This window comes from Massilia sp. (genome assembly GCF_032106685.1).
Classification (GTDB): domain Bacteria; phylum Pseudomonadota; class Gammaproteobacteria; order Burkholderiales; family Burkholderiaceae_D; genus Telluria.
Genome location: NZ_DAMCPG010000009.1, coordinates 13,610 through 33,008 on the forward strand (window position 1 = coordinate 13,610; position 19,399 = coordinate 33,008).

General features: G+C 64.0%; 16 protein-coding genes. 15 read left to right on the forward strand and 1 reads right to left on the reverse strand.

Features of this window, described 5'->3' with window-relative positions:
* The 5 genes from RT688_RS07535 (at nt 1) to RT688_RS07555 (ending at nt 7,571) form a co-directional block, all read left to right on the forward strand.
* Nucleotides 1–1,047, forward strand: coding sequence for a DUF6270 domain-containing protein (locus tag RT688_RS07535; protein WP_313704229.1), 1,047 nt, complete (start codon nt 1–3; stop codon nt 1,045–1,047).
* Nucleotides 1,037–2,884 carry a hypothetical protein gene (locus RT688_RS07540; protein WP_313704230.1) on the forward strand — a complete coding sequence of 616 codons (1,848 nt, stop codon included), beginning with the start codon at nt 1,037–1,039 and terminating at the stop codon, nt 2,882–2,884. Before RT688_RS07535 ends, RT688_RS07540 begins: the two co-directional genes overlap by 11 nt.
* 4 nt (nt 2,885–2,888) lie before the next feature.
* The gene (locus tag RT688_RS07545) at nt 2,889–3,923 is read left to right on the forward strand and encodes a glycosyltransferase (protein WP_313704231.1); all 1,035 of its coding nucleotides are present in this window, start codon (nt 2,889–2,891) and stop codon (nt 3,921–3,923) included.
* On the forward strand, nt 3,920–6,022 hold the full coding sequence (locus RT688_RS07550; RefSeq protein WP_313704232.1) for a capsular polysaccharide biosynthesis protein: 2,103 nt from the start codon (nt 3,920–3,922) through the stop codon (nt 6,020–6,022). The genes RT688_RS07545 and RT688_RS07550 overlap by 4 nt, the downstream gene beginning before the upstream one ends.
* Nucleotides 6,023–6,218: 196 nt before the next feature.
* On the forward strand, nt 6,219–7,571 hold the full coding sequence (locus RT688_RS07555) for a capsular biosynthesis protein (RefSeq protein ID WP_313704233.1): 1,353 nt from the start codon (nt 6,219–6,221) through the stop codon (nt 7,569–7,571).
* Nucleotides 7,572–7,603: 32 nt separating this feature from the next.
* On the opposite strand, the gene RT688_RS07560 is transcribed toward RT688_RS07555, so the two are convergent.
* On the reverse strand, nt 7,604–8,173 hold the full coding sequence (locus RT688_RS07560; protein ID WP_313704234.1) for a hypothetical protein: 570 nt from the start codon (nt 8,171–8,173) through the stop codon (nt 7,604–7,606).
* Nucleotides 8,174–8,558: 385 nt separating this feature from the next.
* Here RT688_RS07560 and flhB point away from each other — a divergent pair, with 385 nt between their 5' ends.
* The 10 genes from flhB to RT688_RS07610 all read left to right on the forward strand — a co-directional run bounded on the left by flhB (nt 8,559) and on the right by RT688_RS07610 (nt 19,399).
* Nucleotides 8,559–9,728 carry a flagellar biosynthesis protein FlhB gene (gene flhB / locus RT688_RS07565; RefSeq protein WP_313704235.1) on the forward strand — a complete coding sequence of 390 codons (1,170 nt, stop codon included), beginning with the start codon at nt 8,559–8,561 and terminating at the stop codon, nt 9,726–9,728.
* A 44-nt stretch (nt 9,729–9,772) separates the two neighbouring features.
* Nucleotides 9,773–11,881, forward strand: coding sequence for a flagellar biosynthesis protein FlhA (flhA, locus tag RT688_RS07570; RefSeq protein ID WP_313704236.1), 2,109 nt, complete (start codon nt 9,773–9,775; stop codon nt 11,879–11,881).
* 180 nt (nt 11,882–12,061) lie between these two features.
* On the forward strand, nt 12,062–13,108 hold the full coding sequence (gene rfbB / locus RT688_RS07575; RefSeq protein ID WP_313704238.1) for a dTDP-glucose 4,6-dehydratase: 1,047 nt from the start codon (nt 12,062–12,064) through the stop codon (nt 13,106–13,108).
* Nucleotides 13,109–13,119: 11 nt separating this feature from the next.
* Nucleotides 13,120–14,019 (forward strand): dTDP-4-dehydrorhamnose reductase, encoded by a 900-nt coding sequence (gene rfbD, locus RT688_RS07580; RefSeq protein WP_313704239.1) that lies wholly within the window; start codon nt 13,120–13,122, stop codon nt 14,017–14,019.
* The gene (rfbA, locus tag RT688_RS07585) at nt 14,010–14,885 is read left to right on the forward strand and encodes a glucose-1-phosphate thymidylyltransferase RfbA (protein ID WP_313704240.1); all 876 of its coding nucleotides are present in this window, start codon (nt 14,010–14,012) and stop codon (nt 14,883–14,885) included. Before rfbD ends, rfbA begins: the two co-directional genes overlap by 10 nt.
* 6 nt (nt 14,886–14,891) lie before the next feature.
* Entirely contained in the window at nt 14,892–15,443 is a 552-nt protein-coding gene (rfbC, locus tag RT688_RS07590; RefSeq protein WP_313704241.1) for a dTDP-4-dehydrorhamnose 3,5-epimerase, read from the forward strand.
* A gap of 203 nt (nt 15,444–15,646) precedes the next feature.
* Nucleotides 15,647–17,062 carry a flagellar biosynthesis protein FlhF gene (gene flhF, locus RT688_RS07595; RefSeq protein WP_313704242.1) on the forward strand — a complete coding sequence of 472 codons (1,416 nt, stop codon included), beginning with the start codon at nt 15,647–15,649 and terminating at the stop codon, nt 17,060–17,062.
* Nucleotides 17,055–17,930: an antiactivator of flagellar biosynthesis FleN protein gene (locus tag RT688_RS07600; RefSeq protein WP_313704243.1), complete on the forward strand. Its 876-nt coding sequence runs from the start codon at nt 17,055–17,057 to the stop codon at nt 17,928–17,930. The genes flhF and RT688_RS07600 overlap by 8 nt, the downstream gene beginning before the upstream one ends.
* Nucleotides 17,931–17,945: 15 nt before the next feature.
* Entirely contained in the window at nt 17,946–18,674 is a 729-nt protein-coding gene (locus RT688_RS07605) for an RNA polymerase sigma factor FliA (RefSeq protein ID WP_313704244.1), read from the forward strand.
* Complete coding sequence (locus RT688_RS07610) at nt 18,656–19,399, forward strand: flagellar motor protein (protein WP_313704245.1); 744 nt, start codon at nt 18,656–18,658, stop codon at nt 19,397–19,399. Before RT688_RS07605 ends, RT688_RS07610 begins: the two co-directional genes overlap by 19 nt.

The following is a 19,399-nucleotide window of genomic DNA, read 5'->3' on the forward strand; positions in this document are numbered from 1 at the left end:
ATGCATAAGAGTTTGACCCCGCCGCGTCTCCTTGTAGTTGGGAGCTGTGTTTCGCGCGATATCCTGAATTTCCTTAAAAAAGACCAATTCACGCTTGCAGACTACTACGCACGCAGTTCGTTGGCAGCCTTGACTACGCTGCCAGCGGAGTTGGCAGCGTCACAGCTGGAGCGCATTGCCTCGCCGTTTCAGCGCAAGACGGTAGAGCGTGAGACGACAAAGGATTTGTATCGAAATAGTATCGGGCGCATCGAGGCGGACGCTGTATTGATCGATCTGATCGACGAGCGCTTCGATACCTACGAGGCGGCGCCTGGGGCCTTGATTACGGCCTCTGTCGAATTGCACGAAAGCGGTTTTTTCACAGACAAGGATCGTGACGGCGATCAGTGGGTGCGCTCGGGTAGCCAACGTCATCGCGAGCTGTGGCAACGTGGAGTCGAACGTCTGTTCGCCAAGCTGAAGGCATACGGCTTGGATCAGCGTGTGATCGTCAATAAAGTATTCTGGGCCGATCAATTTGAAGACGGCACTCCGCTACCAAACGATAATGTAAAAAAACGCCGGCTGGCTAATGAGCACCTAGCATGGATGTACAGCGAATTAGAGCGTTATGTGCCCGCCAAGCGTTGGCTTGTCGCGGATGCACAGAATCTTCGTGCTAGCAGTCAGCACCGTTGGGGAGTGGCCCCTTTCCATTATGGTGACGCTTATTACCAGCAGATGACGAGGCAGCTTGTTCCAATGCTTGAGGACATCCGACAAGATGGCGCATTGAGCGTGTTCCAGGAAAATGCCGTTCTAAAGATACGCATCGCGACGCCTCCGTCCTCTCGATTCCTGTTTGCATTCGGCGTTTCGAAGAACGGCCGGGTACTCCATACGCAACCATATTCGGCACGTCCCTGGGCGCATTTCGACGCCGCTGAGGCAGTGGCTGGCGCCACCATCTGGGTGCATATCCTGGACTTGGGATGTCGCTTAGGGGTTGATGGCGAGCCTGTTCGCACGACACGCGTGCTCACTTGTACTATCGATGACAACTGATCAGTTTCTCATGCAAATTCAGCAGATCGCCATTACCAAACGTCCCCTCTGGTTCGATGTTCCGGGGCAGCGGCTAGATCGGTTCGAACTCAACGCTTCGACACGATTCTGGCCGCTCGACATCCGAGGCGCAGCGCTATTGTTGTTGGACTTTGCTGAGCCTGTGGACGCCGCAGAGCTGGCCGCGCATCGGATTACCAGGTCAGGGGTCGGGTGCTACGTTTATCTGGAACCGAAAGTGTCAGGAGGCGACTTAAATCTGGCGATAACATTGCCGCCTGCCAGGTTGCGGCGCGTTGGACTGCGGCTATGGAGCAGTTCAACCCCGATTCAGCTCTCCAGGCTATCGATCAATGCGGAAGGCGGCGTGCTGGAGTCGGCGTATCAGGACGCACCACAGGAAGCTGGGACCGCCCGGCTCGCCAAAGGCAATGCCATCCTGGGTTTAAACCTGCTCAACGCCCGGCACGATTGCAGTGCCCTGTGCCAGGCAATTTGCCAACATTGGTTCGAGACGATGGATGACGTCCAGCGGCGGGGAGGCAAGGATGACTTTGGACGAACGAATTTCCCCATCTCTCTCGGCGGCCAGAACGTGCCCGCGACAATCTACCATGCGCAGCCCGCCATGCTGCGCATACCGGATTCACCCGCGACCTACCTGGCGCAGATCGGCGACAAGTCGCGCAACATGATCCGCAAGGCGCAGCGCGCCGGATACGTCCATCGCGACGTCGATCCGAACGACTACCTCGACGACATTCTTGCAATCCGGACCTCCGATCCGCTACGCCAGGGCAAGGAGATTCCCGACTATTTCAAGGTGCGTCCCACGAGTGCCTACGATCAGCCGTTCAACAGCAGCTGCGCCTACCACGGCGACGCGTTCTTTGGCGTTTTCAAGGAAGACCGGCTGGTGGCGTACGCCACGATTTTCTTCTATGGCGAACTGGGGCAGGTGAACCACATCCTCGGCCACAAGGACCACCTGAACGAAGGCGTCATGAACCTGCTGGTGTCGTCGATGGTCGCCAGCATCATCGCGAACCGTCCCTGGGTGCGGGCCATCAATTACCTGTATCGCGAGCATGACGTGCAGACCGGCATAGGCCTGTTCAAGAAGAGCATGGGCTTCCATCCGGAGAACGTGGTCGTGACACAGAGCGAATTCGACCTGCACGGGTATTTCGCCGCGCTGTCGGCGCCCGCGCCCGCGGCCGACACCGCGCCGCCCGCGCGCGCCGCAAAGAAATCCGCGAAAGGGGACGTGAACAAGGGCCTGAAGGCAGCGGCCGGCATGCAGCCGATCGTGCACCACGAGCCGGCTGCCAACGCGGCGGCGGCGCGCGAGCTGGCCATGCAAAAGATGATGCAGATCGCGCCCGATATCGCCCCGGTGCGCTACGCGGCTGGCGGCGCGGCGGTCCAGGCCGCCGACTTCGCGCCGGGGACGACCCACGCGGTCGTGTTCGAACAGATCCGCTTCGACGAATACCAGGATTTCCTGTCGACGAAGTTGAAGGCCATGCGTACAGTGGTGCCGCCAGGCAGCTTCGTGCTGTTCGATTTCAAGCGCGCCCCCGACACGAACTATGTGCCGCGCCGTACCGGCCTGGCGCGCTTCGTGCCGCCGTTGCTGCGTCCGCGCGCACCGGCGGCCAACGAACGCTTGATCCGCTATTTCCAGCAGCGTTTCAAATCCACCGAGGTGACGCTGGACGACCTGCGCTCGGGCTTCAAGGGCAGCGACTATGCCGTGGCCGGCCTGATCGACTATCACGCGGCGCCGTCTCCCCGCAGTTTCGACAGCCTCCTCATCCTGCACAAGATTCGATAACACGATGCTGAACTTACTTTCGCAAATCAAGCGCGCGCGCAGTCCACGCGACGGGCGGCTGCGCATTGCACTGGTAGCCGATGCGTTGACGCAGTCGAGTCTCGAAGCGGAATGCGACGTCCTGACGCTTACCCCGAACAATTACCGGCTGCTGCTCAGGCGCGGGCGCCCGGATTTTCTGCTGGTCGAGTCGGCATGGCAGGGGTTTGGCGAAAAATGGAAATACCGTATTGCCGCTTATCCGGATCATCCGGAACGGAACAACCGCGCATTGGCCGCCCTGGTGGCGCATGCGCGCGACCTCGGTATTCCGACTGTGTTCTGGAACAAGGAAGATGGCGTGCATTTCGAGCGCTTCATTGCCAGCGCTGTCCTGTTCGACCACATTTTCACGGTGGACGAGAATTGCATTCCGCGTTACCGGGCCGCGGCGCCCGCAGCGAGCGTCGATACCTTGCTGTTCGCGGTTCAGCCGGCGACGCACAGCTTCAGTGGATTCGACTTCAAGCATAACCAGAGCAATTTTGTCGGCAGTTACAGCCGCCATATCCACAACCGCCGGCGCGAGTGGCAGGACATGTTCTTCCTGGCCACGCTGACCCACGGGATGGGACTGACGGTGATCGACCGTAATTCGAGCCGGAAGGGCGGCCACTATCGCTACCCCGAACTGCACGGCCTGCGGGTGTTGCCGGCGGTGTCGCATGCGCAGACGGCGCAGATCTACAAGGACTACACGGTCTCGATCAACGTCAATACCGTCGAGGATTCCGCGACGATGTTCTCGCGCCGGCTGGTCGAGATCCTTGCCTGCGGCGGTATCGCCGTGACCAATCCCAGCCCGGCCGTCGAGCGCTACTTCAAGGATTACTGTCACGTGGTGCATGACGCGGAGGAAGCGGACCACCTGTTCCGGCGCCTGAAGAACGGCCCCGGCAGCGACGACCTGGAACGCGCCCGTGCCGGCGCCGAGTACGTGCTGCGCGAGCACACCTGGACCCATCGTCTCGGCGAAATCGCCGCGGTAGTCGGCCTGTGAAGCCTGGCATCGTTCGCGTACCGGTCTGGAACACCGGCATCTGGCGCCAGCCGCTGCTCTCGCGCCTGCTCGAGCGCCCGGTGCGCGCCGCCTTGCTGCCCCTGGCCGGCGCCACGCCCGGCGCCTGGGCAGGCTGGGGCGCCAAGCCCAGCGCCCGGCGCGCGCAGTGGTATGCCGCGCGCAGCGGCGCGTCGTGTTTGCGTCTCGAGGACGGCTTCCTGCGCTCCTACGGCACCGGGAAGCACAGTCCCGGCCTGTCCCTCGTCGTCGACGAGCAGGGCATTTACTACGACAGCACGCGCCCCTCGGCGCTGGAGTCGCTGCTCGCTTCGGACACCGACCTCTTGCAGGGAATCGCGGACGAGGTCGCGCGCGCCAGGTCGCTCGTGCTCGCGCACCGGCTGAGCAAGTACAACCATGCGCCCGAGCTCGATCCGTGCCTGCTGCGCGCGCAGGACCGCCAGCGCGTGCTGGTGATCGACCAGACCGCGGGCGACCTGAGCGTGGACCTGGGCGGCGCCGACGCCGCGACCTTCACGCGCATGCTGGCGGCGGCGCGTGCCGAGAACCCGGGGGCGACCGTGTACGTCAAGACGCATCCGGAAGTCAGCGCCGGCCACAAGGGGGGATACCTAACCCGGGTGGCCGACGATGAGCGTACCGTGGTGCTGCGCCAGCCGATCAATCCGCTGAGCCTGATCGAACGGATGGACCGCGTCTACGTCGTCACCTCGACCATGGGTTTCGAGGCCCTGTTGGCGGGCAAGCCGGTGAGCGTGTTCGGCATGCCCTGGTACGCCGGCTGGGGCGCGACCGACGATCGGCAAACCTGCAGCCGCAGGCTGCCGCTGGCCGGGCGGCGGCGTTCGGTGGACGAGCTGTTCGCCGCCGCTTATTTCCACTACACGCGCTACCTCGATCCGGTGACGCACCGGGGCGGCAGCATCTTCGACGTGATCGACTGGCTGGTGCGCCAGCGGGAGATGGCGGCCCGGCGGCCGGGGCGGGTGATCGGCGTCGGCTTCCGGCGCTGGAAAGCCGCCAATGTCAAGCCCTTGCTTGCGCTCGACAGCACCCGCACGCAGTTCGTGGCGACGGCCGCGGAGGCTGCCGGCCTGGCGCCGCAGCCGCGCGACAGCCTGGTCTTCTGGGGGCGCGACGCACCCGCCGGGCTGGCGCAGCTGGCGCAACGCAGCGGCGCCCGGCTGGTGCGCATGGAGGACGGGTTTGCCCGCTCCGTCGGCCTCGGTTCCGACCTGATCCGGCCGCTGTCGCTGGTGCTGGACGAGCGCGGCATCTATTTCGATCCGACCCAGGTCTCGGACCTGGAGCAGATCCTGGCCACGGCCGCCTTCGGCGAGGAAGAGCTGCGGCGGGCGGCGCAGGTCAGGACGTTCATCGTGCATCATGGCGTTACCAAGTACAACCTGGAGCCGCGCGAGCGCGCGCCCTGGACGAGTGCGGGACGGGAGGTCGTGCTGGTTCCCGGGCAGGTCGAAGACGACGCCTCGATCCGCTACGGCTGCGTGGACGTCAAGACCAACCTGGGCCTGCTCGAGGCCGCGCGGCGCGCCCATCCGGACGCGTTCATCGTCTACAAGCCGCACCCGGACGTCATGTCCGGCAATCGCGCCGGGAGCGTCGCGCTGGCGCAGGCCAGCCATTTCGCCGACCTGATCGAAACGCGCCTGTCGGTCGTCAGCTGCATCGACGCCTGCGATGTCGTGCACACCATGACCTCGCTCACCGGTTTCGATGCCTTATTGCGCGGCAAGCGTGTCGTCGTGTATGGCCAGCCCTTTTACGCAGGGTGGGGCCTGACCGAGGACGTGTTGACCGATGGCGTGGCGTTCGGCCGGCGGCAGCGGCGCCTAAGCCTCGACGAGCTGGTCGCGGGGACCTTGCTGCGCTACCCGCTCTACTGGGACTGGCAATTGAAGGGCTATGCCAGCTGCGAAGCGGTACTGCGCCAGCTGGTCGAGACACGTACGGCGCTCGAGCATTCCGGCGAACTCGAGAAGTTGCGTCTTGGGTGGCTGCGGCGGCAACGGCGCAAGCTGGCGATCCTTGCCCAGGCCATGCTGGCACAGCAGCGGTAAGGCGGCCGCCAGCCGTGCTGGCGCGGCATTCCGCAGGTTTGGCGCTCGCGCATCTACTGTTTCCCAGGGTAATCGCGATTTTTCTCAGGAAAACTGTCGCATTCAAGAAACATTGTTACAAATGTAGAGATTTCGGGAAAGTTTCTTGCCTATAATCAGGCCAAAAATTTCCTACAGTAACTTTCCCCGCTCTACGATGAACGCTCGCCTTGACGCTAGCCAACTGGCGCGATATCGGCAAGGTGATTTCACTTTGCCTGCTTTTTACCAACTGCTGCAGTGCCGCCGCGTGCTGATGTTGCAAGGGCCGATGGGGAATTTTTTCAATCGGGTAGCCGGCTGGCTCGATGAGCACGACATCGCGGTTCGCAAGATCAATTTTAATGGCGGCGACTGGCTGTTCCACCGTGGCCTGGACGCGACCGATTACACCGGAACGCTCGATGATTTTCCTGACTTCATCGAACAATTCCTCGTGACCCATCGTATCGACGGGATCGTCTGCTTTGGCGATTGCCGCCACTACCACGTCGCCGCCAAATGTGTTGCCGATGCGCTCGGCATTCCTTTCCTTGTCTTCGAGGAAGGGTACGTGCGGCCTGACTACATCACCCTCGAGTGCGGTGGGGTCAACGCCCAATCCCGGCTCTCGCGCAGTCCGATGTTCTATCGCGCATTGCCGGAGGTCGAGGTAACGCCTCCGAAGCCGGCCTACCCGAGTTTCCTGCGCGGGGCCATGTCCGCGATGTTCTATTACGCGGCGGGCCGCCTGTTGGCGGCGCGTTACCCACATTACCGTCATCACAAGAAATTCTCGATCCGCTACGAAGCGCGGACCTGGGTGCGCTCGTGGGTACGCAAACACATCAACCGCCGCCGCGACAAACCTGTCTTCGAGCAGCTTTTGCGGGAACACGACGGCAAGTATTTCGCCGTCGCCCTCCAGGTCTACAACGACAGCCAGGTCACCAGCCACAGCCCGTATAACGACGTACGCGATTTCATCCGCGAAGTGACGGCATCGTTTGCCGCGGGCGCGGACAGCCGGTATCACCTGGTGTTCAAGCACCATCCGATGGACCGCGGGCAGCGCGACTATCGCCGCCTGCTGGACAAGCTCAGCGCCGAGCACGGCCTTGCGGGCCGCGTGCATTACGTGCACGACGTGCACCTGCCGACGCTGCTGCGCCACGCGCGCGGCGTGGTGACGATCAACAGCACGGTCGGGCTGTCGACGCTCTATCACGACAAGCCGCTCAAGCTGATGGGACGGGCGCTCTACGACCTGCCGGGCCTGACCTACCAGGGCGCGCTCAACAGTTTCTGGAACGACGAGTGCAAGGTCGATCGGGGATTATGGCGGCGTTTCCGCTCTTACCTGATCAGCCAGACCCAGTTGAACGGCGCATTTTACGGACGCAACTTCCACACCTTGCTGGAAGAGGCCAACGCTGCCCGGGCACGCAAGCTGTCGAAGCCGCTCATCACCAGCCCGGCTGCGCGCGACCAGGAGCTGTTCGACTGGGACGAGGCACAGCCGAGCATGTGAACGCGGCCGAACGCCTGCGTGCATGAGACCTGCTACAGCGACATCTTCAGCATCAGCAGCACGATATTGCCCTTGCCCTTGCGCATCGACAGGTGGGGCACGTAGGTGGCCGTCAGCTGGGCCTTGTGGGTGCCGAAGGAGGCGACCGGCAGGACCGCGGGGAAGGGCCTGCCGTCGAACCAGTCGTGGCGCCGGATCAGGAGCGCGGTCAAGCCGGCGCTGACCTCGTATTTCGATACCACCGGAAACACCCACTGGTAGGCATAGCCCGCCATGTACTGCGGCCGCTCGTTCGAGTCGCGAATGCGGATGGCGTAGACCGATTCGTCGTTGCCGCGCTCGTTGCGGATACTGCGCCCGATGCCGCCGCCCCAGGTGTTCTCGTTCATCTTGTTCAATTGCTTCTGGGTATAGGTGTCGCGGTCGTGCCAGGCGTAGCCGGACAGGTAGACGTCCCAGCGCGCCCGGGTGGGCGAATCGCTGTCGATGATCATTGCGGAGCTGAACGGGTTCTCGGGTACGGCCAGTTCCTCGCCCGCCTGCGCCGCGCCGCTGAAGAGTGCGGCAACGCACAGAATAGATGTGACGCAGAAAAATTTCACATTTGAAACGATACCCATAGAGCCCCCGATGACAGTGGACGTGCATGAACCAGTTCCACGGCAAACTTGCCGCGTGTTTGCAAGACATCCCTGCCAGCATTTATTTCCCTTTGGAATCAAGGGGTAAGGTGTTGTTATGCTCTGCTGGACGGTTTTTATTGTAGAGCTAGTATGCGAAATGCGTAGCACAATTGCTAGCGTTTTTTACAACATCCGACGATGTTTGCTCTGCGTCAAAATTAACAATTTGAATGATTCCTTGTTGGAACTTTTTCGGCCCGACGGTGAATTGGCGGGACTTTTCCTCCTTGTTCTAGATATAGCCGTGCGGCAATAGCGGCGATAATCCAGGTTCGACATACGAGGGAACGGCAAGGGAACAGGCATGGCGGACAGCGACGCAGAAAAGACAGAAGACGCGTCACCCAAGAGACTCGAGAAGGCGCGCGAAGAAGGCGACGTTCCCCGGTCGCGCGAACTGGCGACCTTTGCCGTGCTGATGACGGCCGGCGCCGGCCTGTGGATCACCGGCGGCAGCCTGGTCGGCCGCCTGTCGAGCGCGCTCGAGTCCGGTCTCAGCCTGGATCGCGAGCAGATCTACAACCCGAGCGTCCTGCTCGAACGCATCGCGGCCGACGTCGGCGGCGTGCTGCTGGCCTGCCTGCCGCTGGCCTTCGCCATCATGCTGGTCGCGGTGGCCTCGCCGCTGCTGATCGGCGGCTTCAACTTCAGCACGAAAGCCTTCACGCCCAACTTCATGAAGCTCAACCCGATCAGCGGGCTGGGCAATATGTTCTCGACCAATTCCCTGGTCGAACTCCTGAAGGCCATCGCCAAGACCCTGCTGGTCGGCGCCGTGGCCTGGGTCGTCGTCATGAGCGAAATCGATGCCGTGCTCGGCCTGGCGGTGGAGCCGCTGGGCACCTCGACCGGCCACCTGGCCAGCCTGATGTGGCGCGCCTTCCTGTTCATCGTCGGTGCGCTGGGCGTGATCGCGGCGATCGACGGGCCTTACCAGATCTGGCATTACGCCAACAAGCACAAGATGACGCGCCAGGAAATGATCGAGGAAGCCAAGGAATCGGACGGCAATCCTCAGATTAAAGGGAAGATTCGCCAGATGCAGCGGCAAATGGCGCGCAACCGCATGATGCAGAATGTGCCCACTGCCGACGTCGTGGTGACCAACCCGACCCACTATGCGGTGGCGCTGAAGTACGCCGACGGCCAGGCCGGCGCGCCGCGCGTGGTCGCCAAGGGCGCCGACGAGGTGGCGGCCAAGATCCGCGAACTGGCCAGGGAAAACAAGGTCGCCATGCTCGAAGCCCCGGCCCTGGCCCGTGCGCTGTACAAGCACACCGAGATCGACGACGAGATTCCGGAAAAGCTGTACTCGGCCGTGGCCGAAGTGCTGGCCTACGTGTTCCAGCTGCGCAATTACAGCAAGGTCGGCGGCCACTACCCGGATCGCCCGACCAGGCTGCCCGTGCCGCCGGAGATGGACCCGCTGGACCCGGCATCGCAGCAAACCCAGCCGCCGCAGCAACCGCAATAACCGCAATAACCGCAATAAACAGATACCGATAACGGAGCAATTCGATGAATAGTGTGCGACTGCCCGCCTGGCTGAGCGGACTCGGCGCCCGGGGCAATGCCCTGGCCGCGCCGATCCTGATCATCCTGCTGCTGGCAATGATGATCCTGCCGCTGCCGGCATTCATTCTCGACCTGTTCTTCAGCTTCAACATCGCGCTGTCGGTGATCGTGCTGCTGACCGCGCTGTACACGGTCAAGCCGCTCGACTTCATGGCCTTTCCGGCGATCCTGCTGGTGTCGACCATGCTGCGCCTGTCGCTCAACGTCGCTTCCACCCGTATCGTCCTGACCGAAGGCCATACCGGCGGCGCCGCCGCCGGCAAGGTGATCGAAGCCTTCGGCCACTTCCTGATCGGCGGTAACTACACCGTCGGTATCGTGGTGTTCGTCATCCTCACCATCATCAACTTCACTGTCGTCACCAAGGGCGCCGGCCGTATCGCCGAAGTGGGCGCGCGCTTCGCCCTGGACGCGATGCCGGGCAAGCAGATGGCGATCGACGCCGACCTGAACGCCGGCATGATCGGCGAAGCCGAGGCGCGCAAGCGCCGCGCCGAAGTCGGCCAGGAAGCCGAGTTCTACGGCGCCATGGACGGTGCCTCGAAGTACGTCAAGGGCGACGCCGTGGCCGGCATCATGGTCACCCTGATCAACGTCATCGGCGGCCTGATCGTCGGCGTGGTCATGCACGACATGGCCGTCGGCGACGCCGCCAAGACCTACACCCTGCTGGCGATCGGCGACGGCCTGGTCGCGCAGATTCCTTCGCTGATCATCTCGATCGCGGCCGGCATGGTCGTCTCGCGCGTGGCCAACGACCAGGACATCGGCGGCCAGATGGTCGGCCAGCTGTTCGCCAAGCCCGAAGTGCTGTACATCACCGGCATCATCATCGGCGGCCTGGGCCTGATCCCGGGCATGCCGAACCTGGTCTTCCTGCTGCTGGCCGGCGCCCTCTGCGGCAGCGGTTATTTGCTGGCCAAGCGCGCCAAGGATGCGCCTCAGCGCGAAGCCGAAGCCGCGGCCGAAGAAGCGGCCGCCGGCGCCGCCAAGGCGGGCGCCGCCGAGACCGAGGAAGCGACCTGGCAGGACATCATGCCGGTCGACACCCTGGGCCTGGAAGTGGGCTACCGCCTGATCCCGCTGGTCGACAAGACCCAGGGCGGCGAGCTGCTCAAGCGCATCAAGGGCATCCGCAAGAAGTTCGCCCAGGAAGTCGGCTTCCTGGCGCCGCCGGTGCACATCCGCGACAACCTGGAACTGAAACCCTCGGCCTACCGCATCACCCTGAAGGGCGTGGAAGTCGGTACGGGCGAAGCGGTCAACGGCCAGTTCCTGGCGATCAACCCGGGCATGGCCAGCGGCACGCTGCCGGGCCAGCAGACGACCGACCCGGCCTTCGGCCTGCCGGCCGTGTGGATCGAGGCCAGCATGCGCGACGAGGCGCAGAACCTGGGCTATACCGTGGTCGACGCCGGCACCGTCGTCGCGACCCACCTGAACCACCTGATCACGACCCACGCGTCGGAACTGCTGGGCCGCATGGAAGTCCAGGCGCTGCTCGATCACCTGGGCAAGGAATCGCCGAAGCTGGTCGAGGACCTGGTGCCGAAGGTGGTCTCGCTGTCGACCCTGCAAAAGGTGCTGCAGAACCTGCTGCTCGAAGGCGTGCACATCCGCGACATGCGCACCATCATCGAGACCCTGTCGGAACACGCGCCGCAGACCCAGGACCCGAACGACCTGACCGCGCTGGTGCGCATTGCCCTGGGACGCGCGATCGTGCAGCAGCTGTTCCCGGGCACCAACGAACTGAGCGTGATGACCCTGGACAACCGCCTCGAGCGCCTGCTGATGCAGGCCCTGGGCGCCGGCGGCGACGGCACCGGCATCGAGCCCGGCCTGGCCGACACCATCGCCCAGCAGGCCCACCTGGCCTCGCAGCAGCAGGAGGCGATGGGCCACACGCCGGTGCTGCTGGTGCCGGGCCCGCTGCGCGTGCTGCTGTCGCGCTTCCTGCGCCGCGCGCTGCCGCAATTGAAGGTCTTGTCGCATTCGGAGATTCCGGAGACCAAGACGATTCGGGTGACCAGCCTGGTGGGGGCGCAGTAAGACGTGGATGCCCCATGGCGCCAGACCTGCTTTGCTTGTGCATAAGGTAAGCTCCCGGTAACATGCCGCCACGGTGCCGATAGCGGTGGGGTAGCTCGATGCATCCTTCCATTGACGCAGACTTTTGGCTGTCGCGACGGCAGGATGCGCTTTGCCTGGAGCAAAGAACGGGAGTAACGGATGATATTAGTGACGGGCGGGGCAGGATTCATCGGTGCGAATTTCGTGCTCGACTGGCTCTCGCACTCGGACGAATCCGTCTTGAATCTCGATAAACTGACCTATGCCGGCAACCTCGGCAACCTGCTAGCCTTGCGCGGCAGGCCCGAACACCTGTTCGTCCGGGGCGATATCGGCGACCGCGCGCTTGTTGCCAACCTGCTGAGGTCGCACCGGCCGCGTGCCATCGTTCATTTTGCCGCGGAAAGCCATGTCGACAGGAGCATCGACGGACCGGAAGACTTCATCCGGACCAATGTCCTCGGCACCTTCCAGCTGCTGGAAGCGGCGCGGGCATATCACGCGCAGCTGCCTGGCCAGGAGCGCGATGCCTTCCGCTTCCTCCATATCTCCACCGACGAAGTCTACGGCTCGCTGGAGGATGACGGCCCACCATTTCGGGAAACGGACCGTTACGCGCCCAACAGTCCCTATTCGGCGAGCAAGGCGGCAAGCGACCATCTGGTGCGCGCCTACCATGCCACGTATGGCTTGCCGGTCCTGACTACCAACTGCTCGAACAATTATGGCCCCTTCCAGTTTCCGGAAAAGCTGATTCCCTTGTGTATCGAGCGCGCCCTGGCGAACCAGCCGCTGCCGGTGTACGGGGATGGGCGGCAGGTGCGCGACTGGTTGTACGTGAAGGATCACTGCGCGGCGCTGCGCCAGGTGCTTGCCACCGGCAAGGTAGGCGAGGTCTACAATATAGGCGGCAACAGCGAGCGCACCAACATCGACGTCGTCCAGACGCTGTGCGGCATGCTCGACGCACTCCATCCGCGCGCCGACGGGAAGTCGTATGGCATGCAGGTCCGCTTCGTGGCGGACCGCCCCGGACACGACAGGCGCTATGCCATCGATGCCGACAAGCTGGCGCGCGCTACCGGATGGGAGCCGGCGGAGAACTTCGATACTGGTCTGCGTAAGACCGTGCAATGGTATCTGGACAACCGTGCCTGGGTGGGCAGCGTGGCCGACGGCAGCTACCGTCGGTTGCACCGTTTGTAGCGGGAAACGGCATGACGATCCTTCTCACCGGTCAGAACGGGCAGATCGGCTTTGAACTGCGGCGTGCACTGATGCCGCTTGGCGAGGTGGCGGCGCCTGGCCGGTCCACGCTCGACCTGGCGGATGAAGGCGCCTTGCGCGCACTGGTGCGCGAACTGCGTCCGGCCATCATCGTCAACGCCGCCGCGTACACGGCAGTCGACCAGGCGGAATCCGACCGCGCGGCGGCCTTTGCCATCAATGCCGGGGTCCCCCGCATCCTCGGTGAGGAGGCGGCGCGCCTGGGGGCGTTGGTCTTGCATTTTTCGACCGATTATGTGTTCAACGGCGAACAGGACAGACCGTACACCGAGCGCGACGTGCCGGATCCGCTCAATGTCTACGGGGCCGGTAAATTGCAGGGCGAGCAGGCCCTTGCCGGCTCCTGTGCGCGGCACCTGATCTTGCGCACCAGTTGGGTGCTGGGCGCGTACGGAAGCAATTTCGCCCGGACCGTGCTGGGCCTGGCGCGGGAGCGCGCCGCCTTCGGAGTGGTCGCCGACCAATACGGCGCGCCGACTTCCGCCGCGCTGCTGGCGGACATTTCCGCCCATCTGCTGCGCCAGTACCGTCGAGACCGCGGCATCGACTTCGGTACCTGGCACGTCGCCGCGGCCGGCACGACGACCTGGTACGACTACGCGCGTTTCGTGCTGGCCGAAGCCCAGGCCGCCGGGATTGCCCTGAAAGCGGGGCCGGATGCGGTGCGGGCGATCGGCACCGCCGACTACCCAACGGCGGCAAGACGGCCGCGCAGTTCGCGGCTCGACACGACACGCTTCCGCACGACATTCGGATTGCGATTGCCGCCATGGGAAGAGGGCGTCCGGCAGGTGCTGAAACAGATTTTCGAAGGTGAGCGATGGTCGTAAAACGCAAGGGGATGATCCTGGCTGGAGGGAGCGGCACGCGCTTGTATCCGATTACCCATGCGGTCAGCAAGCAACTGATGCCGGTGTATGACAAACCGATGATCTACTATCCGCTTAGCGTCCTGATGCTGAGCGGCATACGGGAGGTCCTGGTCATCACGACCCCGCATGATCTGCCGCTGTTCACGCACCTGCTGGGCGATGGCAGCCGCTGGGGCATGGATATCCGCTATGCCGAGCAGCCAAGTCCCGACGGCATTGCCCAGGCTTATCTTCTGGGCCGGACCTTCCTCGATGGGGCGCCGAGCGCTCTGGTGCTGGGGGACAATATTTTTTATGGCCACGATCTGGCCAAGCTGCTTGCCGCCGCCGATGCGCGAACCGACGCCGCGACCATCTTCGCGTGCCATGTCAGCCATCCCGAACGCTATGGCGTGATCGAATTCGATGACCAAAGGAAGGCCGTCAGCATCGAGGAAAAGCCCGCCCTGCCGAAATCGGGCTATGCCGTCACCGGGCTGTATTTCTACGATGGCCAGGCCTGCGATCTGGCGGCGCAGTTGCGTCCCTCGGCGCGCGGCGAACTCGAGATCACCGATCTGAACCGACGCTACCTCGAGCTGGGGCGGCTGGATGTCGAAATCATGGGACGCGGCTTTGCCTGGCTGGACACGGGGACCCACGACAGCCTGCTGGAGGCGGCAAGTTTCATCGCCACCTTGCAAAAGCGCCAGGGACTGCAAGTCGCGTGCCCCGAGGAGATTGCGTATCGCCAGGGCTGGATCGACGCCGCCGCACTCGCCGAACTCGCCGCGCCGCTGGCCATGAACGGTTATGGGCGTTACCTGCTCAGTCTTTTGAATTGATCGAACATGCGACTGGACGTTACCCCGACAGCCATTCCCGAGGTGCTGGTGCTGGTTCCACAAGTCTTCGAGGATGCGCGCGGCTCCTTTGTCGAAACCTTCAACGCGCGTGACTTTGCCGCGGCAACCGGCGTGGATGCCGCGTTTGTGCAGGACAATCACAGCCTGTCGCGGCGGGGCGTGCTGCGCGGTCTCCATTACCAGGTCAGGCATCCGCAAGGGAAACTGATCCGTGTTGTCGAGGGCAGTGTGTTCGATGTCGCAGTCGACCTGAGGCGGTCTTCGCCAACGTTCGGACGATGGGTGGGCGAGGTATTGAGCGCCGAAAACGGCCGCCAGATGTGGATTCCCCCTGGCTTCGCACACGGATTCGTCGTCCTGGGCGAACGCGCCCAGTGTCTTTATAAGACGACCGATTACTGGTATCCGGAATTCGAGCGCACCCTGCTGTGGAACGATCCGGCGATCGGTATCGATTGGCCGATCGCATTCGCACCTCAGCTGGCCAGCAAGGACGCGAATGGACAACCATTTGGTGCACTGGAAACGTTTGCCTGAGTACAGAACGTTGCATTTCCCTCCCGTTGGCCAGCCATGTGGCCGCTGGATTCCGGGACGCGGCAGGCCTCACCGGTGAGAATTAGCCCCATTTCCCCATCCTTTTCGGTAGATGGTTGCTTCACGGCATCGTCAATAATCTCTTCCGTAGTCAGGCGAGTCATGCCTGCAACGAACAGACCAGAAGCAGTGCGGAGAAAAAGATGAATGTGAAGAAATTTACAGCGGCAACTTCCCGTGAGGCCTTGCGCAAGGTGCGCGATGCGCTCGGGCCGGACGCCGTCATCCTCTCGAACCGGCCGGTCGACGGCGTGGTCGAGATCCTCGCGCTCGACAACGACGACGTCGCCTCGCTCGCTTCCCCGGCCGCCGAATCCGAGATGGCCGCGCCCCAGCCGCGCCTGGATCACCTGCATGCCTTCGAGCCGGAAGCCCCGGCTTTCGTGAACCGCCGCGCCGCAGCGCCAGCCGCCGCCCCGGCCCCGGAGCACGTCTTCGCCCCGCGCCGCGCCGCGCAGATGGAGCCCGAATTCGAAGCCGCCTTCAGCGCGCGCCGCCCGGCCGCGGCGCCCGCCGAGCCGGCCTTCGACATGGCCGCCATGACCCAGATGATGCAGGCCGCGATCGCCCAGGCGCGCGAATCGGCCGCCGCCGAGATGAACGGCATGATGAGCGAGATCCGCGCCATGCGCGGCATGATGGAAAGCCAGCTGGCCGAGCTGTCCTGGGGCAGCACCCAGCAGCGCGAGCCGCAGAAGGCCGTCGTGCTGCGCGAGATGCTGGCGGCCGGTTTCTCGGCCTCGCTGTCGCGCTACCTGATCGACAAGATGCCGGCCAACAAGGATGCCGCTGAGGCGATGCGCTGGATTAAGACCGTGCTGGCCCGTAACCTGACGACCATGGCGGACGAGGACGCGCTGTTCGACCGCGGCGGCGTGTTCGCCCTGGTCGGCCCGACCGGCGTCGGCAAGACCACCACCACCGCCAAGCTGGCGGCGCGCTGCGTGATGCGCCACGGCCCGGAGAAGCTCGCTTTGATCACCACCGACGCCTACCGTATCGGCGGCCACGAGCAGCTGCGCATCTACGGCAAGATCCTGGGCGTGATGGTGCACTCGGTGAAGGACGAAGCCGACCTGCGCATCGCCCTCAAAGAGCTCAAGAACAAGCACACCGTGCTGATCGACACCATCGGCATGTCGCAGCGCGACCAGATGGTGACCGAGCAGGTGGCGATGCTGGCCGGCGCCGGCGCGGATGTGAAGCGCCTGCTGTGCCTGAACGCGACCTCGACCAACGAGACCCTGAACGAAGTGGTGCGCGCCTACCAGGGCAGCGGCCTGCACGGCTGCATCATGACCAAGCTCGACGAAGCCGCCTCGATCGGCAACGTGCTCGACGTCGTGATCCGGCAGAAATTGAATCTTCATTACATCTCGAACGGCCAGCGCGTGCCGGAAGACCTGCACCTGGCCGACCGCGCCATGCTGGTCGACCGCGCCTTCCGCGGCCGCCGCGACGCCGGCAACCAGTTCGACGACGCCGATTTGCCGCTGGTGATGGCGCATACCGGCAACGTCGCCAACGACAGCAGCCTGCGCGGGGTGCGCCTTGGCTAGTTTCGACTTCGACCAGGCCGAAGGCCTGCGCCGGATGCTGGCCGGGCCGAAGCCGCGCGTGGTCACCTTCCTGTCGGCCACGCCGGGCGACGACAAGGCCGCGATGCTGGTCAACCTGGGCGCTTCGCTGGCCCAGGCCGGCAACGACGTGATGATCGTCGATGCCTGCCAACGCAGGGATGGCGCAACTCGCGGCGTCGCCCGCCACCTGGAGATGGAACGCCACGTCAGTTTGATGCAGGTGGCGCGCCAGGAGTGCGCGCTGAACCAGGTGATCCAGCAGGCGCCGCAGGGTTTTCAAGTGGCATTGCTGGCGCGCGACGGCGTCGTGCCGCGTACCGGCAGCGATGAACAACGCCGCCTGGCAAAGGCCTTCGAGGTCATGGTGAAAGGGCAGGGCGGCATCGTCATCGTTGATGGCGAACTGAACCGCGAAGGCGGCTTCGCCGTGCCGATGCTGGCCGACGCCGAAATCGTGGTGCAGGTCTCGAACAGCGCCACCTCGATCACCAACGCCTATGCGCTGATCAAGCGCCTGGCCCAGGAGTTCGGGCGCCGTCCGTTCGGCATCCTGGTCACCGGCGCCACCGAGGCGGAGGCGAAGTTGGTTTACGATAATATGGCATCGGCGGCAAGTCGTTACCTTGCAGTAACCTTGAGTTCCATGGGCTCGGTGCCGGCCGACGAATACCTGCACCGCGCAGCGCGCCTTGGGCGCACCGTGGTCGATGCCTTCCCGCTGGCCGGGGCGTCGGTGGCGTTTCGCCGGCTCGCCGGACGTTTCGCACTGCCGGGCATGACCCAACTGGGGCGCCACGGCGGCGGTGCTGGTTTTGACGCCCGTTTCAATGTACGCGTCGGCTCTTAAGAAAAAAGCACAAGCATGTATACCGTCAAAGGGAAAGCGGACAAGAACCATTTGCTCACCCAGCACCAGCCGCTGGTCAAGCGCCTGGCGCACCAGATGAAGGCCAAGCTGCCGCCGTCGGTCGAGGTGGACGACCTGATCCAGGCCGGCATGATGGGCCTCCTGGACGCCATCAACCGCTACGAGGACAACCACGGGGCCCAGTTCGAGACCTATGCCGTGCTGCGCATCCGCGGCGCGATGGTCGACGAATTGCGCGCCAACGACTGGATGCCGCGCAGCACCCGCCAGAACATGAAGAAAGTGGAGACCGCCATGACCGCGCTGCAGCAACGCCTGGGCCGCCCGCCGAGCGAATCGGAAGTCGCGAAAGCGCTCAACCTGCCGCTCGAGGATTACCAGGAGATGCTGTTCGAAGGCGGCGGCCACCAGCTGGTCTACTACGAGGACTTCCACGAGGACGACGGCAACGACAGCTTCCTCGACCGTTACGCGGTCGAGGATGCCGACCCGCTGCGCGCGCTGCTCGACACCGACTTCCGCTCGGCCGTGATCGAGGCGATCGACAACCTGCCGCCGCGCGAGAAGATCCTGATGGGCCTGTATTACGAGGAAGAACTGAACCTGAAGGAAATCGGCGCCGTCCTCGGCGTGTCCGAGTCGCGCGTGTCGCAGCTGCACACGCAAGCCGTGGCGCGCCTGCGTGCCTCGCTGCGGGAGAGACTGTGGACTTCGCCAGCCTGATCGGCCTGGCGCTGGCGCTGGCCGGCCTGTTCGTCGGGCACACGCTCGATGGCGGCCGCTTCGCTTCGCTGTTCCAGCCGGCCGCCTTCGCCATCGTCGTCGTCGGCACTTTCGGCGCGGTGCTGCTGCAGTCCGAAGCGCGCAGCTTCCGGCGCGGCATGCGCATGCTGCGCTGGGTGTTCTTCCCGCCGCGCAGCATGCGTCAGCCGCTGGCGCATGCCATCGCCCTGTGGAGCTTGAGCGCGCGGCGCGACGGCCTGCTCTCGCTCGAGCAGTACATGGGCACCAAGGACCTGTTCATCCAGAAGGGCCTGCGCCTGGTGGTGGACGGCATCCAGCCCGAGAAGCTGCGCAACCTGCTGGAAACCGAGATCAACGCCTTCGAATTCGCCGAGCGCCAGGCGGCGCGCATCTGGGAATCGGCCGCCGGCTACGCGCCGACCATCGGCATCCTGGGCGCGGTGCTGGGCCTGATCCACGTGATGGAAAACCTGTCCGATCCTTCCCGGCTCGGCTCGGGCATCGCGGTGGCCTTCGTCTCGACCGTGTACGGCGTCGGCCTGGCGAATTTGTTCTTCCTCCCGGTCGGCAACAAGCTGAAAGCCATCGTCGCCGACCAGGTGGCGCAGTACGAAATCCTCACCGAGGTCTTCCACGACCTGGCCAGCGGCAACCACACCCGCGTGGTGGAAGAGCGCGTGGCCAGCCTGCTGGCGAAGCGCTGA

Bases quoted from the DNA above. Each gene is read 5' to 3' on its own strand.
- RT688_RS07535 (WP_313704229.1), top strand. From the start codon at position 1: ATGCATAAGAGTTTGACCCCGCCGCGTCTCCTTGTAGTTGGGAGCTGT.
- RT688_RS07540 (WP_313704230.1), top strand. From the start codon at position 1,037: ATGACAACTGATCAGTTTCTCATGCAAATTCAGCAGATCGCCATTACC.
- RT688_RS07545 (WP_313704231.1), top strand. From the start codon at position 2,889: ATGCTGAACTTACTTTCGCAAATCAAGCGCGCGCGCAGTCCACGCGAC.
- RT688_RS07555 (WP_313704233.1), top strand. From the start codon at position 6,219: ATGAACGCTCGCCTTGACGCTAGCCAACTGGCGCGATATCGGCAAGGT.
- flhB (WP_313704235.1), top strand. From the start codon at position 8,559: ATGGCGGACAGCGACGCAGAAAAGACAGAAGACGCGTCACCCAAGAGA.
- flhA (WP_313704236.1), top strand. From the start codon at position 9,773: ATGAATAGTGTGCGACTGCCCGCCTGGCTGAGCGGACTCGGCGCCCGG.
- rfbB (WP_313704238.1), top strand. From the start codon at position 12,062: ATGATATTAGTGACGGGCGGGGCAGGATTCATCGGTGCGAATTTCGTG.
- rfbD (WP_313704239.1), top strand. From the start codon at position 13,120: ATGACGATCCTTCTCACCGGTCAGAACGGGCAGATCGGCTTTGAACTG.
- rfbA (WP_313704240.1), top strand. From the start codon at position 14,010: ATGGTCGTAAAACGCAAGGGGATGATCCTGGCTGGAGGGAGCGGCACG.
- rfbC (WP_313704241.1), top strand. From the start codon at position 14,892: ATGCGACTGGACGTTACCCCGACAGCCATTCCCGAGGTGCTGGTGCTG.
- flhF (WP_313704242.1), top strand. From the start codon at position 15,647: ATGAATGTGAAGAAATTTACAGCGGCAACTTCCCGTGAGGCCTTGCGC.
- RT688_RS07605 (WP_313704244.1), top strand. From the start codon at position 17,946: ATGTATACCGTCAAAGGGAAAGCGGACAAGAACCATTTGCTCACCCAG.